We start from the raw sequence: 15,460 nt of genomic DNA, 5'->3' as shown, positions 1-15,460 counted from the left end.
GTCAGCAGTATCGAAGCATTTTAGCGTTGAGCCTGGTGAAAGTTTCTTGTTCTACCCTCTGTAACTCGGGTATTTCCCCGGCATTAATTTCGCTAAATCGAGGATTTCGATCATGGCAACTGGTACCGTAAAGTGGTTTAACGACACTAAAGGCTTCGGCTTCATTTCTCCTGAAGATAACGGCGACGATCTGTTCGCACACTTCTCCGAAATTCAAGCAGACGGCTTTAAATCCCTGCAAGACGGTCAAAAGGTTTCTTTTGACGTTACCCAGGGCCAAAAAGGCCTTCAGGCTTCTAATATCAAAGTTGTGGAATAAGCGCCACAGCACGATATTAGCTTACCGATAAAATCGGTGAGCTTAAAAACCCCGCCAAGTGCGGGGTTTTTGCATTTCTGTACGGTTGTTTTAAACGTGTCAGCGTTAACTGTTTTATTTATTCCATGAAAGTTTTAAGCGTAAGCAGTGGCGGGTAATTAGTGGAGCTAATTAAGAGAGTGTTATATCAGATAACGCTTTTTCTCGCTGTCGCTTAATGGCCGCTCGTTCGCGCTAAATACCCTATCTGCATTGCCCATCTCCCATATTGCTACGACACTTATTTACGTGGGTGGTTGTGTTTGCAATACATGGTGGTGGAGTCCCTTATGAAGACCTTGTCGAGTATCAAGTTTGCTCTTTTTGGGGCAGCGCTGGTCGCGATTAGCTATGGGCTAGCGCGCTTTGCATTTGGTTTATATGTGCCGGCTATTAGCGCGGATTTGGCGCTTTCATCGTACCTGGTGGGGATCATCGGCGCCTTGCCATTTATTAGTTTCGTGCTGGCCACGCTGGTGGCGTCGTTTGCTGCAGACCGTTTCGGCGCGCGTAACCTGACGGTGCTTTCGGGGCTGATTGGGACAACGGGGTTGGGGGTGATTAGTCAGTCAACCAATGCCTGGTTGCTCGGCGTGGGAGTGTTTATCTGCGGTATTTGTACAGGCCTTATGATGCCGGGGCTGACGGCTGCGATGCAGTCGTTGGTGAGCCGAACCATGCATGGCCGAGTCAGTTCGATCATGAATGCAGGCACCAGCGTGGGCATTATGGTGGCCGTGCCGACGGTTGTCTTTTTGGCCGATGCGTGGCGCTTTACCTACACAGGCTTTGCCGTGTTAGCAGGCGTGGGGGTTGTGTCCGCATGGTACTTTATTCCCTCCGTATCCCGGGTGGTGCCTGCGAATGCGGCGCCACCGCCGCCGATCACGCGACTGCAATGGTCACGACTTATTCGGCTTTCTCTTTTTGCCTTTGCTATGGGGTTTGTCTCTTCGCCATACTGGCTTTTCGCGCCTGATCTAGCGGTTAAGCTTGGCGCCTTGCCGCCTAATCAAACAGGCTGGCTTTGGTTTGCCGTGGGGCTTGCGGGGCTTGGGGGCGCTGTGGTGAGTGATCTGGCTGATCGCAATAACCCACCGATTACGCAGGCGCTTATGCTGATGATGCTCTCTTCCAGCTTAGTATTGCTGGCCGCGAGTCCAAGCCAGTTAGCGTTGGCGATGTTTTCCGCCATGGTATTTGGCCTTGCTTATATGAGCTTGACGGGGCTGTACTTAATGACCGGCATAAGGCTATTGCCGGGGCGTCTATCCATGGGGCCGGTGTTGCCGTTCATGGCCTGCGCGCTGGGGCAAGCAGTCGGATCGCCAGTGGTGGGGCTACTGGTTGACAGTACTGGTTACGCTTATGCCTTCTCGGTATTTGCGGTTGTGGGTATCGTGATAGCGATTATATCGCCGGCTTACCCAGGCCATATTGATTACTGGGCTGACCTGGTGGAGGAATCAACGGAAGAGGAACCACTGCCAGAGGAACCGCTGGCTGCTGAAGAGACGGGCCTCCAGGCTGCTTACGATCACCAGCTGCTTGACGAAAATGGCGACCCCCTTGAAGAGCCGGATGCTAAAGAGGCCAGCGTACCCTAAAGCGCGTCTGCGTAACGTGATACGGTTGAAGCTATGCAAGGGGGAAACAGAGGTAAACGCGGCCGCTCTAGCGAGGTCACGGTTTTGTCGTCGTTTTCCGCCAGGGCTTGCCCTCACAGGTCGCGTAGTTTGCGCAGTTGGCTAGGCAGCCACGGCAGGGCAGCCGCAGTGGCGTGGGTGAAGGCGTTGGTTTTATGGGAGCTGTCATCGTTATCTGGCCTCTATGGCAGGCGAGTTTGAGGAGGTAGCAAGATCCACGATGAGCACCATTACCTACCTGGGCAGCAACACCGTACGTCACTTTAGCACTCCTTGATTGCGCAACCCAGCCGTGGCTAACGTTTGCTCTTAGACAATCGTTAGCTGCATGCCACCCTGTGGCCTGCTATGGTCAAAACCGATTCTTATCACCGAGCCTGTCTCCTTATGAGCCACACCCCCAACCGCCGTGTTTTGCTTCGGCTATTAGGGCTTTTGCGCCCTTATCGCTTGCGTCTTGCCTTGGCCGGTTTAGCGCTACTGTTTGCCTCGGGCAGCGTGCTGTTGTTAGGCAATGGGCTGCGCCTGTTGATCGACAATGGGTTTATGGCCGCAGACACACGGGCTCTGGCAAAAACGCTGGGACTAATGCTAGGCGTGGTGGCGCTGTTGGCGATGGCATCAGCGCTGCGCTACTACCAAGTAACCTGGATTGGAGAGCGCTTGGCGGCCGATCTACGCCAGCGTGTTTTTGATCATCTGCTTAGCCTGGAGCCGAGCTTCTTCGAGAGTGCCAGTGAGGGGCGAGCGGCGGGAGAAATTGCCTCGCGGCTGACCGCGGACACCAGCGTGCTGCAAAGTTTGTTTGGCTCATCCATCTCGCTGGCGTTGCGCAATCTGGTCATGCTGGTGGGGGCGGTGGTGCTCATGCTGGTAACCCAGCCGTGGCTGTCGGCGATGGTACTTGTGGGGATACCCGCCACGCTGCTGCCCATTGTTTGGTATGGCCGCCGCGTGCGGCGACTTTCGCGTACCAGCCAAGACCGCGTGGCAGAGCTTGGCCGCTATGCGGAAGAAGCGCTCAGCGGCCTCCAAACCCTTCAAGCGTTTAACCACGAAGCCGTTGATAAACACCGCTATGGCCAGCGTGTTGAGCAGGCATTTGCTAGCGCGGTGTCGCGCACGCAGCAGCGCGCATGGCTTACCGGCGTTGCCATGTTGGTGGTATTCAGCGGCGTTGGCTTAATGCTCTGGCAGGGCGGTCAAGCGGTGTTGGCGGGAACCATGAGCGCTGGTGAGCTATCGGCCTTTATTTTTTACGCGCTGCTGGCGGCGGGGGCGGTGGCTACCTTGGCAGAAGTGGCAGGCGACGTGCAGCGCGCGGCGGGGGCGGCAGAGCGGCTGCTGGAACTGCTGGATACCCAGTCGGCCATACGGTCGCCTGCTAACGCCGTAGCATTGCCGCAACCCGCCCGTGGTGAAATTACCTTAGAACGTATTCGCTTCACGTACCCAGGGCGGGAAACACCGGCCCTCAGCGGTTTTGATCTGAGCATTAAGGCGGGAGAGCGCGTGGCCGTTGTAGGGCCTTCAGGAGCGGGAAAAAGTACTCTACTGGGGCTACTGCTACGTTTTTACGACCCTGATCAGGGGCGTGTGACGCTGGATGGCCTTGATATCCGCACGCTCGACACTGCTGAATTGCGCGGCGCTATGGGATTGGTCGCTCAAGAGCCGGTACTGTTTAGCGGCTCGGTGGCTGACAACCTTCGCTACGGATGCCCTCAGGCAAGCAACGAAATACTGCGTGCCGCGGCGGTGGATGCCAGCGCCATCGACTTCATCGATGCGCTTCCTCAAGGCTTTGATACGCCCCTTGGTCCAGGCGGCGTGCAGCTTTCCGGTGGCCAGCGCCAGCGGCTCGCGATTGCCCGCGCGCTGCTTAAAAATCCGGCAGTACTGCTGCTTGATGAAGCGACCAGTGCATTGGATGCGGAGAGCGAGCGCCTTGTCCAGCAGGCGCTAGACCGGTTAATGCAGGGGCGCACTAGTATCGTGATTGCGCATCGGCTTGCCACGGTGATTAACGCGGATCGCCTGCTGGTACTCAAAGAGGGGCGGCTTGTGGCATCAGGCACCCATGCAGAGCTGATCAATACGAGCCCGCTGTATCGTCATCTGGCGGCGCTGCAGTTTAGCGGATAAGCCACCTATTTTTAGCGGTATCGGTGACCAAAACGACAACGCCAGCCGAACCGAGAGGCCCAGCTGGCGCTGACAGGCGAGCACCGATCAGGCGAAGGCGTTTAGGCACCAAGTAATGGCGGGGATAGCGACGATATCGATCAGCACGGCGCCGCACAGCGGCACGATGATGAAGGCCTTGTGCGATACCACCCGGTAGTGTTCGCACACCGCGCCCATATTGGCCACGGCGTTGGGCGTGGCACCTAAGCCGTGGCCGATAAAGCCAGCGGTAAGCACCGCCGCGTCGTAGTTGCGGCCCAGCAGGCGGAACAGCACCACCACGGCCAGGAAGACGATGGCCAGAGTTTGCACCAGCAGTATCAGCAGCAGCGAGCCGCCCATCTCCTGGAGCTGCCAGATCTTGAGGTTCATCATTGCCATGGTGAGGAAGACGCCCAGCGCCACGTCGCCCAGGGTGCCGAGGGCGTTGTCCGGCATGCTGCCCCAGTGAAAGCGATCATTAAGATTGCGCAGCAGGATAGCGACAAACATAGCGCCCACATAGCTTGGGAGGATGATCCCCAAGTGGGTCGACAGGGCTTCTTTAAACCACACGCCCAGCACCATGATTGGCACGACCACGGCCAGCACACGCAGCAGGATACGACCGTCAATGGGCGTTTGGGTGGGGCGCTCCTCGGCCTGCAGTTTCTCCAGGTCATGTACGTCTTCGGCGACAACCGGGATCTGCCGGCGGTCGATAATCCAGCGGGCGATAGGCGCGCCGATCACGCCGCCCACGATCATGCCGAAGGTAGCGGAGGCGATGGCCGCGGTGGTGGCGCCCTGTGCGCCCAGGGCTTCCGCCTCGGGGCCGAAGGCCGCTGCCGCGCCGAAGCCGCCCTCTAACGAGGTGGCTCCGGCCATTAGGCCGATCAGCGGGTCGAGGCCCAGCAGGCTTGCCATGCCGATGCCCACGCCGTTCTGCATTAGCGCCAGCAGCCAGCAGGCCACCAGGTAGATGCCCAGCGCCTTGCCGCCCTTCTTGAGCAGCGCCAGGCTGCCGCCCAGGCCTACGGTGGTGAAAAAGGCGATCATCAGCGGGCTCTGCATCGCCGTATCAAGCTCGAAGGTCACCAAGCCAAGATCGCGCAGCAGCCAGGCCAACAGGGCGAAACCGAAGCCGCCGATCACCGGGGTGGGAACGCAGAAATGCTCCAGCCAGTTGAGCCGGCGCTTAAGCCCGGCGCCAAATGCCAGCAATAGCAGTGCCAGTGCCGTGGTGGACACGGCATCCAGAGTGAAGTGCATGTTGATGCTCCATGAGTTGTTATATGCCGCTCAAGGCGGTCGGGTAGGGGTGGCCGTTGGCGGCCGTTTTCTTGTTGGTTAGCGTGCCAGGCGTTCGACCAGGCGAGCCGCCACGCGGGCCGTTCGCGCGTCGATATCCAGGCTTGGATTGAACTCGGCTACGTCCACCACCGGCAGCGCAATGCGTGCGGCTAGGTGGTCGATGACCTCCTCGACCAGGGACAGCTCGATGCCCCGGGCGGAAGGGGCGCTGACACCCGGGGCAACCCAGGCCGGTAGGGCGTCTAAGCAGATGGTAAGGTAGAGCCAGTCCACCCGTGCCAGCATCCGCTCTAGAGCCGCTTTTACCGGAGGGCTGTCCAGCGAGCGGCACTGCTCGTCGAGCACCCACTCCACTCCCAGCGACTCGGCGCGGGCGAACAGCGCTGGCGTATTGCCGCCACGACTCACCCCCAGGCAGGTGTAGTGAAAGTCGATGCCTGCCTCTTGGCACAGCTCGGCGCACTGCCGAAAGGGAGTGCCGGAGCTAGCGCGCTCGGCCTGGCGCAGGTCGAGGTGGGCATCCAGGTTGAGGATGCCTAGGCGCGGCATGGTCGCTTGGCGCTTTGCGTGGGCCAGCAGCCCCGAGAAGCTGGCGAAGGCGATCTCGTGGCCGCCGCCCAAACCGATGACCCGGTGCCCCTGGTCGAGCAACTCGGACACCTGCCCAGCGAAGGCTTGCTGGGCGGCCTCTAAGTGGTCACCCTGGCAGACCACATCGCCAGCATCATACAGCGGCGCCGTCAGGTGATAGGCTTGGTTGGCCAACTGGCGACGCAGCGCTAGAGGCCCCTCGCTGGCCCCCGTCCGGCCCTGGTTGCGAGCTACGCCGGCATCAGAGCAGAAGCCTAACAAGGCGCGCCCCGGCGCTTCGGCCTGGAAGGCTGGGCGCATCACCTGATGCCAGCGCCGTGCGTCACCCGTTTCTGCGTTATCGACCCGGCCCTGCCAGGGCGCCATCAAGGCCGCGTCACTGTCTGCTTGTTTCACTGCAAGAGTTCTCCCAATTGTTGTGCACTGAGGCGCGTCGCCTCGCTCAGGGTATCGGCTCGGTCTCGGGCCCGATCGCTCGGGGCCATCACGCTGATCACCGCTTTGAGCCGACCGCGGCCGTTGAACACGGGGGCACTGGCACCCCACACCCCTTGATCAATTTCGCCCAGGCTGACCGCCACGCCTCTTAGGCGAATGGCCTCGAGACCGAGCAAGGCATCTTCCCGCTCCGCTTCCGAGCGCAGCAACAGCGCCATCTGGCGCTCTTCCTCGCTCATCCAGGCCAGCAGCGCCCTAGCGCTGGCGCCCTTGAGCAGCGGTTGCACCTGGCCCCGGTGGTAGCAGCAGCGCAGTGGCTGGGGGCTATCGATCATCTCCACGCAGAGCGCGTGGTCGCGCACCGCCACCAGCAGTGCCGAGCTCTCCTGGGTGGTCTCGGTCAGCTCGGTTAGCACCGGGCGAGCCCAGCGCAGCAGCTCGTTGTGGCGTTCGAAGCCTTGGTGCAGACGTACCGCCTGAGGGCCCGGCGCATAGGTGCCGCCTTCGCGCTCGCTGACCAGGCCCCAGGCTAGAAGCTGGCGCAGGTGGCGATAGGCGGTCGAGACCGGTTGAGCGGTCAGCTCTGCCAGCGACTTCACCGTCATCGCTTCCCCTTGATTGGCTAGGCAGCACAGCAGCGCCAGCATGCGGTCAGATGGGCCCATTACAGTCACCTCAAATTTTGATAAACGATACGCAGTAAAGTAGGTAAATGAAAAAAACGTTATCAATTTTTGATAACGATAATCCCTATACTTTAGTCGTGGTAGGTGTGGCAGGGTATTGTGAGGGGAAATGGCAAAGGGCGGCGAGAGGCTGCGGTGACATCCGTAGCGCTGGCTTTTTGTACAACGTTTAACGCAATACTGGCAGCTTTACCGGTGATTTTTGACGGTGTACATCGCGCTGTCTGCATGCCTGAGCAGCGTATCCGCATCGTCCCCGTCGGCGGGGGTTGCACGCCACACCGATACTGCAAGAGGGCATGTTGATCCCGCCGAACTCTGCGCCCAACGGCTCGGCCATGACGGTGAGAATCTGCTCTATTTTGCTTGTCACGGCGTCCATCGACTGGATGTCCGTCAGCAACACCGTGAATTCATCACCGCCCATCCGCGCGACGGTATCCGTTTCACGTAGGCAGCTTTCGAGTCGTCGCGCCACCGTACAGAGCACCCCATCCCCTAAGGCATGCCCATGGATATCGTTTATCGCTTTGAAGTCGTTCACATCCAAGAAAAGTACCGCGAGGCTATTCTGGTGGCGCCGGGCTGTGCTCAAGCCGGAGACTAACCGATCATAAAAGAGCGATCGATTAGTTAACTTCGTTAATGGGTCGTGATGAGCGAGAAAACGTAACTCATCTTCGGCTTGCACCAGGGCTGTGACATCCCGGGCAACGCCGATACGTACTTCCTCGTCTTCATACCAGCGAGCAGACCATAAAATGTGCACCGTACTGCCATCCTTGCGGAGGTAGCGGTTGCGGAAATCAACGTGAGGCTGGCCGCTCATGACGCGCTCGATGGAGGCTTGGGTGAGCGCGAGGTCATCAGGATGCATGTAACGGGTGATTAAGGTGCCGGTCAGCTCTTCGGCACGGTAACCCAGCAGCGACTCACAGGCATCACTCACAAAGAGGATCCGATGGTCGCCATCGACCACAAAGACCGTGTCCAGCATTAGGTGAACCAGCTTGGGATAGAGTGCTTGCAGGTCAACGGGCATAGGCTGATCCGGTGAACGTGGTTCAATGACAGGCAGGACGCCAAAGAGCGATCATAACCTATGGCTCGATGCCTGATACGTTGACTAGACAAAGTAAACCCTTTAACTGGTTAAGCACTAGCCCCATCATGAACCTAATGTCACTTCAAAGCAGCAGAGATTTAAGAGAGCGCTAAGAGCTGTCCCAAGGTTTCCATACCCCGTTCGCTGCGTTGCGTCCACGGGTGGCCATAGCTTAAGCGCACGCAGTGTCGAAACTGTTGAGTGGCAGAAAAAATGGGGCCAGGCGCGACGCTTACACCATGGTCGAGCGCTAGGTTAAATAAGCGCAGCGAATCAACTTTTTCAGGAAACTCTACCCACAAAAAGTAGCCGCCAGCCGGGCGAGTGATACGCGTTTGGGTGGGGAAGTAACGGTCTGCGGCTGCCAGCATGCTGCCTTGTTGGGCTTCTAGCGCGTGGCGGAGCTTGCGTAAGTGGCGGTCATAGCCGCCGTGCTGTAAATAGTCGGCAATGGCTGCCTGCGCGGGAATAGAAGGTGAAATCGTCGTCATTAACTTTAGTCGTGAAATAGCGTCGGCGTAACGCCCTCCCGCGACCCAGCCAACGCGGTAGCCGGGCGCTAAGCACTTCGAGAACGAACTGCAGTGAATAACGAGCCCCTCATCATCAAACGCTTTTACTGGGGTAGGCGGCGTGCTGCCAAAGGTCAGCTCGGCATACACATCATCCTCTAGCATGGGGACTTGGTGCCGCTTTAATAGTTGATAAAGAGTCTGTTTTCGCTCATTGCTTAGGCTGGCGCCGAGCGGGTTTTGCAGATGGCTCATAAACCAGCAGGCCTTGATAGGTAGCGACGCCAATTGCTCTGCTAAAACATCAAGGTCGATCCCCTCGCGTGGATGTACTGGAATCTCGACTGCACGCAGTTTTAGCCGCTCCAGTACTTGCAGGCTGGCATAAAACGCCGGGGACTCCACTGCCACTAGGTCACCTGGCTGGGTTACGCATTGCAGGGCTAAATTGAGCGCTTCCATCGCGCCATTAGTAATCACCAGTTCTTCCAGTGGTAGCTGAATTCCCCCCAGCATGTAGCGCAGAGCGATTTGTCGGCACAGATCGGTATGCCCGGTGGTCATGTCGGCCACTACCTGTTGGGGCGAAAGTGCTCGTAGTCCCCGTGTCATGCTGGTGCTCAGCCGAGACAGTGGGAAAAGCTCGGGGCTTGGGAAGGCGGATCCAAAGGGCACTGTTCGATCATCCTGCAGCGAGTCGAGCACCGAGAACACTAGCTCACTGACTTTTACGTCCGCTGGGTCGGTGGGCTGCAGTGTCACGCGCGGTTCACCTAGCAAGCGCCGAGCATGTTCACGCACAAAATAGCCCGAGCGTGCTCGTGCGGTGATGAGGCCTCGGTTTTCGAGCAGGTAGTATGCCTGAAACACTGTGGATGGGCTGATCCCATGATGGCGGCTGGCCTGGCGAACAGAGGGAATTCGCTCCCCAGGACCAAGCACACCCTGGCGAATTAGCGTGGCGATCTCATCGGCAAATTGTTCGTAACGTTTCATGGGATAAACAGGCTCAAGTTCATCAATAAAAAGCATATCAGATGATGCGTTTATCGGCTGATGCGTTGCAACTGATACGCACTATTTCTCTAAAACTGAGCCTGTTTGCTAGTCGGCATAGTGGGGATAGTAGTGATCAATAATCGGCGACGCCCCTCGACCGTATGACCTCTATTCCCTCTTTTCTGGATATCGGTATGACGCAACGCATTCCATTGCAAAACCTAACCACTGAGGCAGCGGTTGAACACCACTCGCCTGCGTCTGATGCTTTCCATCACCAGCCTTCTAGGAACAATTTGCCCCATAATAAGCCACCCAAGCTTGGGCATATTTATGTGCGAGAAATAGGCGGTTTTTTTCAGCGCATCCGGCGCTGCTCAAACTGGTTGTTAATGGCGCTCTATTTTGGCTTGCCATGGTTTAACTGGGGGGATCGGCCGCTGGTGTGGTTTGATCTTTCTGCTCAAGAGTTCCATCTGTTTGCGGCGACGTTTTATCCACAAGACTTTATCTTGCTCACCTGGATCTTGGTGCTGTGCGCCTTTGGCCTGTTTTTGGTGACGGTAGCGGCGGGGCGCGTGTGGTGCGGCTATAGCTGCCCGCAAAGCGTTTGGACGTTTCTGTTTATCTGGTTTGAGCATCGTTTGGAAGGGCCGCGCCACCGTCGCATTCGTCGTGATAAAGCGCCACGTCGTTTGGATACGCTATGGCGCAAGACCGTTAAACATACGGCTTGGCTGCTGATTGCCCTGGCCACGGGGATCGCTTTCGTCGGCTACTTTACGCCGGTCAGGGAATTGGTAGTGGACTTTGTCAGCCTGAAAGCGCACCCCTGGGCGCTATTTTGGATCAGCTTCTTCACGGTTTTTACGTACCTTAACGCGGGCTGGCTGCGCCATCAGGTATGCCTGCATATGTGCCCTTATGCGCGTTTTCAGTCGGCGATGTTTGATGCCAATACGCTGATTGTGTCTTATGACGCGGCACGTGGTGAGCCGCGTCGCCAACACCACCCAAAAGGTGCGCACGCCTCCCGTGTTGGCGACTGCATCGACTGTGAGCTGTGCGTTCAGGTATGTCCGACCGGTATCGATATTCGTGACGGGCTTCAGTACGAGTGCATAGGCTGCGCCGCGTGTATTGATTCCTGTGACAGCGTCATGGCACGCATTAATAAACCGCTTGGCCTCGTGCGATATACCACGGAGCGTGCATTGGAGGGGAAAGAGACTCGTTTCTGGCGTCCTCAACTAATTGCCTATGCTGTGGCGCTGCTCTCCATGGTGGTGTTACTGGTCAGTTCTTTGACAACGCGTGTGCCCCTTGATGTCGACATTGTGCGCGACCGACAAACGCTGTTCGAAAGCACGGCAGAGGGCCGTATCATTAATTATTATAATGTGTCGCTGCGTAATCAAGACCATCAGTCACATCGCTATGCGCTATCTGTATCGGGATTGCCGGGTCTGCGCTTTCAGGGGATGGAGAGCGTTGAGGTGGGGGCGAACGAAACACGCAGCGTACGCCTAGCGCTAACAGCAGAGGCGGCTGACTTGATGCAGCCTAGCCATCCTGTCGAGCTACGTTTCATCGCTTTAGATAATCCGTCGATAATGAGTGTCAACGACACCCGCTTTTTAGGGCCATCGAAGTAGGCGTTTTTCTCTTAGCCAAGCGCTTGGCTAATCTCAAGAGATTGCGCCCTCCCACACTTCACAGCGGTCGCGCCCGTTATTTTTGGCTTTGTACAGCGCCGTGTCGGCCAAACGCAGGAGCCTTTTGGGGTTCATGGTGTGGTCGGGGTAGGTGGCAATACCGCAGGAGAGGGTAATGCGCCCAAGCGGCTGATGCTGGTAACTGAGCGTTTGATGACGCAGCGAGGCCAGCAGCTTCTCGGCCCGCGCTTCGGCGTCAGCCGTGCCGGTGCCTGGCAGCAGCGCAACGAACTCCTCACCGCCTAACCGACACACCACGTCCGTCCCTCGAAAATGCTGCTTCAGCAGCGTCGCGACCTCGATCAGCGCGGCATCGCCCGCGTCGTGACCAAAGTGATCGTTCACTTTTTTAAAGTGGTCGATATCGATCATGAGCAAAGAGAGCGGGCTTCCCTTGCGCTGCGCCAAGGCCAATTCCTGATGCAGCAGCGTATCGAAGTGGCGACGGTTATAGAGTCCGGTCAGCGCATCCTGCAGGGAGAGTCCTTTGAGCTGTTGAACCAGAGTGTCCAGCTCTGCCGTGCGTGCCGCGACCTGTGCCTCCAATGTCAGGTTTGCCGCAGCGAGCTGACGCTGCGTATGGCGGTAGTGCCACAGCGAAATAGCGACGATGGCCAGGGAGAAGCCCAGCGCGCCATAGCTCAAAGGAACGTTGCGCCGTGGAATTAGCTCGTGGGCCACCAGCATATCCAGTAGCAGGAGCGGCGCAAACAGCAAGAAACTGACGACGAACAGCCGTTGCTCAACGTTCAAGCGACGCACCCGTAACAGCGCCAGCATCAGCATGATGGGTAGTGTGATCAACAGCAGCACATCGAACACGGGAAAGGTCAGCGCCAAGCTGACCGCACCAAGCGCCACCAATCCAATCGATACCACCAAGTAAGCTAAGTGAAGCTGCCACAAACGGGCCATCCAGCGTTTTGGAGCGCCATCCAACCAATGGCTCAGCAGCAGGCCCATGGCAATAGGAAGCGTGAAGTAGCTAGCGGCTCTGAGAATGTCCCAGGTGAGTGGTGCATCTGCCAACAGTTGCCGGACGGGGGTCTCCGCCAGCAGCATCAATCCTGACGAAAAAGCAAACAGCGCAATCGCAAAGAATCCCCGGCGCTGTGGCCCAATCATGGCGAAAATAGTCGCCAAAAAGGCCAGTAAGAGGCTAAAAGCGCTCACCACTAAATCTTTCACCGACGCATGAAGCATGCCCTGAAGCGCGTCGATACGGTCCGTAATCTCTACATCACCCCAAAGCCCAATGCTGGTGTAATCCGAATAAATGCGCAGCGCAAGCTGTTTGCCTGCAAAGTTATCGGGTAGGGCCACTAAATGCCACGGCCAGCCGATAAAGCGTGGATCGGTCATATCGCCATGTTCGTAAATGAGCGTGCCATCCAGGTAGATCTGCCCGACTAGATTAATACTGGTAATGTGCAGAACGGGGTCGCGCCATTCGCCCTCTGGCAGCACCGTCTTGAACCAAACGGCCCGCTGCCCGTTGCGCCCGGGCGGGTTGGAAGGAAAGGAAATAGCGTTCCACGGCTCATTGACTGCTAATGGGGCATCTCCCCAGCGATACTCCCAGTCGGTTAGCGGCGTGGGCGCACTGGCGAAGGCATCCGGCTGGGCGAGCAGCAGTAAGCCAGCCGTTAGAACGACTAAGCAGTGGCGCAACATGGTGTAAATGATGCCCATACATAATTCCCTGACCAGCATGCTGCCAGCTCACCATAGTGTTATTACATTAAACCTTATACGCATCCAGCGCGTTGATAACACGTTGGATTTTTTTGAAACAACGTGCTCATGCCGGAGTTAATCGCTATTCAGCCGCTATGTCCGATATCAATGCTGCTATCGGACTGTCAGCATTTTGATACTAAGCGGGCATGTTATTGGCGTTTTAAGTCCAAAACGTATCGCCAATCCACCACATTTACCAGTTTAATGTTTTCTTAGTGTGACGATATCCAGAGGCCGTACGAGCCGGTACGTCATTAGCTGCCTGTGCAGGGCAGCAGCGCATGGGGAGGGAAGGAGAGGTGGCCAGGACTGCTCATTTTTCTGATAAAAAAAGGGTGGGCCGCTAGGCCCACCCATGAGTACATTCCTACCAGAAACAGGTGGCTGATTACTTTGAATTCCTTATCGGTAACTCAGAAATACGGTATGTGCTTGCGTCAGTTTGGTGTTGCGCTGATGAATCGGGGTAGACGATTTTGTTGTCTTCACCCGAGCCACGCTCGGCAAGGGCGGCACCTGAGAATAAAATTAGGGCGGCGGCTGCTACTGTATTGATTAACTTCATAACTTTTAACCTCACGTTAAATAAAGCGTCTCTAAATTTGCGATGACGATTCATCGCTGCATGGACGACAAGTAATATTGTAAGCAGGCTAACATAATTATAAAATTGATTTAAAATACCTGATATTTTCTATTTTTTAGAATGGTTTGATGGTGATGGCTTCTCTCAATGCTGCCTAAGATTGCTGTCGGCAACCGTCAAGGCGCTCTGTGATTTTTGAAGACGCTATCTGCATCACCCGCATCTAGCGATTACCGCGACTAAACGATATTGGCCTTCGGGGTGTCGCTTGTTTAGGATCAAAGATGATTCTTCATTAACTAGTGAGCCGAACCCATGAAGCCAGAAACCATTGCCCTCCATCACGGCTATGCGCCGGATTCACAAAACGCCGTTGCCGTGCCGATCCACCAGACCACGTCTTTCTCTTTTGATAACGCGCAGCATGCGGCGGATCTGTTTGATTTAAAGGTGGAAGGGAATATCTATTCGCGCATTATGAACCCTACCTGCGCGGTGCTGGAGCAGCGAGTCGCGGCACTTGAAGGTGGGTTGGCGGGTCTGGCAGTGGCTTCTGGTATGGCGGCGATTACCTATGCCATTCAAACCATTGCTGAAGCAGGCGATAACATTGTCTCCATCAGCGAGCTGTATGGTGGCACCTATAACCTGTTCGCCCACACGCTGCCGCGCCAAGGTATTCAAGTGCGCTTTGCCGATAAAGATGATGTCGATGGCCTTGAAGCTTTGATTGATGAGCGTACTAAAGCGGTGTTCTGCGAGAGCATTGGTAACCCATCCGGTGGGGTGGTGGATCTTAAAAAGCTGGCTGACGCCGCCCATCGCCATGGCGTGCCGGTGATTGTTGATAACACTACTGCCACCCCGTTTTTATGCAGGCCAATTGAGCACGGGGCGGATATCGTTGTCCATTCGGCGACGAAATACATCGGTGGCCATGGCACAACGGTAGGTGGTGTGATCGTTGATTCAGGCAAATTCCCCTGGGCGGAAAACGCCAGCCGTTTCCCGCTGCTCAACGAGCCGGATATCTCCTATCACGGCGTAAGCTATACCCGTGATGTGGGCGATGCTGCGTTCATTGCCCGCGCCCGCGTGGTGCCGCTGCGTAATATGGGGGCCGCACTCTCGGCTCAAGCGGCTTGGAATCTGCTGCAAGGGTTGGAAACGCTGTCGCTGCGTATTGAGCGTATTTGTGCCAATGCCTTCGCGGTCGCCAAGCATTTAGAGAATCACCCTCAGGTAGAGTGGGTGCATTACGCCGGGCTTGAAAGCCACCCTGATCACGCACTGGCCCAGCGCTATATGAATGGCCACGCTTCAGGGATTCTTAGCTTTGGTATTAAAGGTGGGCAAGCCGCAGGTGAGCGCTTCTACGATGCGCTCTCACTGATACTGCGACTCGTCAATATCGGTGATGCTAAAAGCTGCTCTTCGATACCCGCTTCCACTACGCACCGCCAGCTAAATGAGCAAGAGCTAAAGGCTGCTGGCGTCACGCCAGATATGGTGCGCCTCTCGATTGGTATTGAGCATATTGACGATCTGCTGGCAGACATTGACCAGGCACTCGCCGCCTCTCAGGGGTAGGGTGAAGGCCTTTT

General features: G+C 56.8%; 12 protein-coding genes. 5 read left to right on the top strand and 7 right to left on the bottom strand.

Annotated elements, in window-relative coordinates; genetic code table 11:
- Positions 1–112 precede the first annotated feature (112 nt).
- The 3 genes from LG301_RS15245 to LG301_RS15235 all read left to right on the top strand — a co-directional run bounded on the left by LG301_RS15245 (position 113) and on the right by LG301_RS15235 (position 4,149).
- Positions 113–319, top strand: coding sequence for a cold-shock protein (locus LG301_RS15245; protein ID WP_263067054.1), 207 nt, complete (start codon positions 113–115; stop codon positions 317–319).
- Between the two features lie 329 nt (positions 320–648).
- The gene (locus tag LG301_RS15240; protein ID WP_404472001.1) at positions 649–1,965 is read left to right on the top strand and encodes an MFS transporter; all 1,317 of its coding nucleotides are present in this window, start codon (positions 649–651) and stop codon (positions 1,963–1,965) included.
- Between the two features lie 426 nt (positions 1,966–2,391).
- A complete protein-coding gene (locus LG301_RS15235) occupies positions 2,392–4,149 on the top strand; it encodes an ABC transporter transmembrane domain-containing protein (protein ID WP_404472000.1) in 1,758 nt (585 codons plus the stop codon).
- A gap of 87 nt (positions 4,150–4,236) precedes the next feature.
- Here LG301_RS15235 and gltS read toward each other — a convergent pair whose 3' ends face one another.
- The 5 genes from gltS to mapR all read right to left on the bottom strand — a co-directional run bounded on the left by gltS (position 4,237) and on the right by mapR (position 9,812).
- Entirely contained in the window at positions 4,237–5,442 is a 1,206-nt protein-coding gene (gene gltS / locus LG301_RS15230; protein WP_404471999.1) for a sodium/glutamate symporter, read from the bottom strand.
- A gap of 78 nt (positions 5,443–5,520) precedes the next feature.
- Positions 5,521–6,471 carry a formimidoylglutamase gene (hutG, locus tag LG301_RS15225; RefSeq protein ID WP_404471998.1) on the bottom strand — a complete coding sequence of 317 codons (951 nt, stop codon included), beginning with the start codon at positions 6,469–6,471 and terminating at the stop codon, positions 5,521–5,523.
- Entirely contained in the window at positions 6,468–7,244 is a 777-nt protein-coding gene (locus tag LG301_RS15220; protein WP_404471997.1) for an IclR family transcriptional regulator, read from the bottom strand. Before LG301_RS15220 ends, hutG begins: the two co-directional genes overlap by 4 nt.
- Positions 7,245–7,368: 124 nt before the next feature.
- Complete coding sequence (locus tag LG301_RS15215) at positions 7,369–8,241, bottom strand: diguanylate cyclase domain-containing protein (protein WP_404471996.1); 873 nt, start codon at positions 8,239–8,241, stop codon at positions 7,369–7,371.
- Positions 8,242–8,402: 161 nt separating this feature from the next.
- The gene (mapR, locus tag LG301_RS15210) at positions 8,403–9,812 is read right to left on the bottom strand and encodes a GntR family transcriptional regulator MpaR (protein ID WP_404471995.1); all 1,410 of its coding nucleotides are present in this window, start codon (positions 9,810–9,812) and stop codon (positions 8,403–8,405) included.
- A 197-nt stretch (positions 9,813–10,009) separates the two neighbouring features.
- On the opposite strand from mapR, the gene ccoG reads away from it, so the two are divergent.
- A complete protein-coding gene (gene ccoG, locus LG301_RS15205; protein ID WP_404471994.1) occupies positions 10,010–11,470 on the top strand; it encodes a cytochrome c oxidase accessory protein CcoG in 1,461 nt (486 codons plus the stop codon).
- Between the two features lie 33 nt (positions 11,471–11,503).
- Here ccoG and LG301_RS15200 read toward each other — a convergent pair whose 3' ends face one another.
- Together LG301_RS15200 and LG301_RS15195 are read right to left on the bottom strand one after the other, a co-directional pair.
- Positions 11,504–13,222: a diguanylate cyclase gene (locus LG301_RS15200; RefSeq protein ID WP_404471993.1), complete on the bottom strand. Its 1,719-nt coding sequence runs from the start codon at positions 13,220–13,222 to the stop codon at positions 11,504–11,506.
- Positions 13,223–13,658: 436 nt separating this feature from the next.
- Complete coding sequence (locus LG301_RS15195; protein WP_404471992.1) at positions 13,659–13,835, bottom strand: hypothetical protein; 177 nt, start codon at positions 13,833–13,835, stop codon at positions 13,659–13,661.
- Between the two features lie 336 nt (positions 13,836–14,171).
- On the opposite strand from LG301_RS15195, the gene LG301_RS15190 reads away from it, so the two are divergent.
- On the top strand, positions 14,172–15,446 hold the full coding sequence (locus LG301_RS15190) for an O-acetylhomoserine aminocarboxypropyltransferase/cysteine synthase family protein (RefSeq protein WP_404471991.1): 1,275 nt from the start codon (positions 14,172–14,174) through the stop codon (positions 15,444–15,446).
- The last annotated feature ends 14 nt before the right edge of the window (positions 15,447–15,460 follow it).

Source organism: Vreelandella venusta (assembly GCF_044809155.1).
Taxonomy (GTDB): Bacteria; Pseudomonadota; Gammaproteobacteria; order Pseudomonadales; family Halomonadaceae; genus Vreelandella; species Vreelandella venusta_B.
The sequence above is the reverse complement of the archived record's forward strand: the minus strand, read 5'-3'. Positions and strand labels throughout refer to the sequence as shown.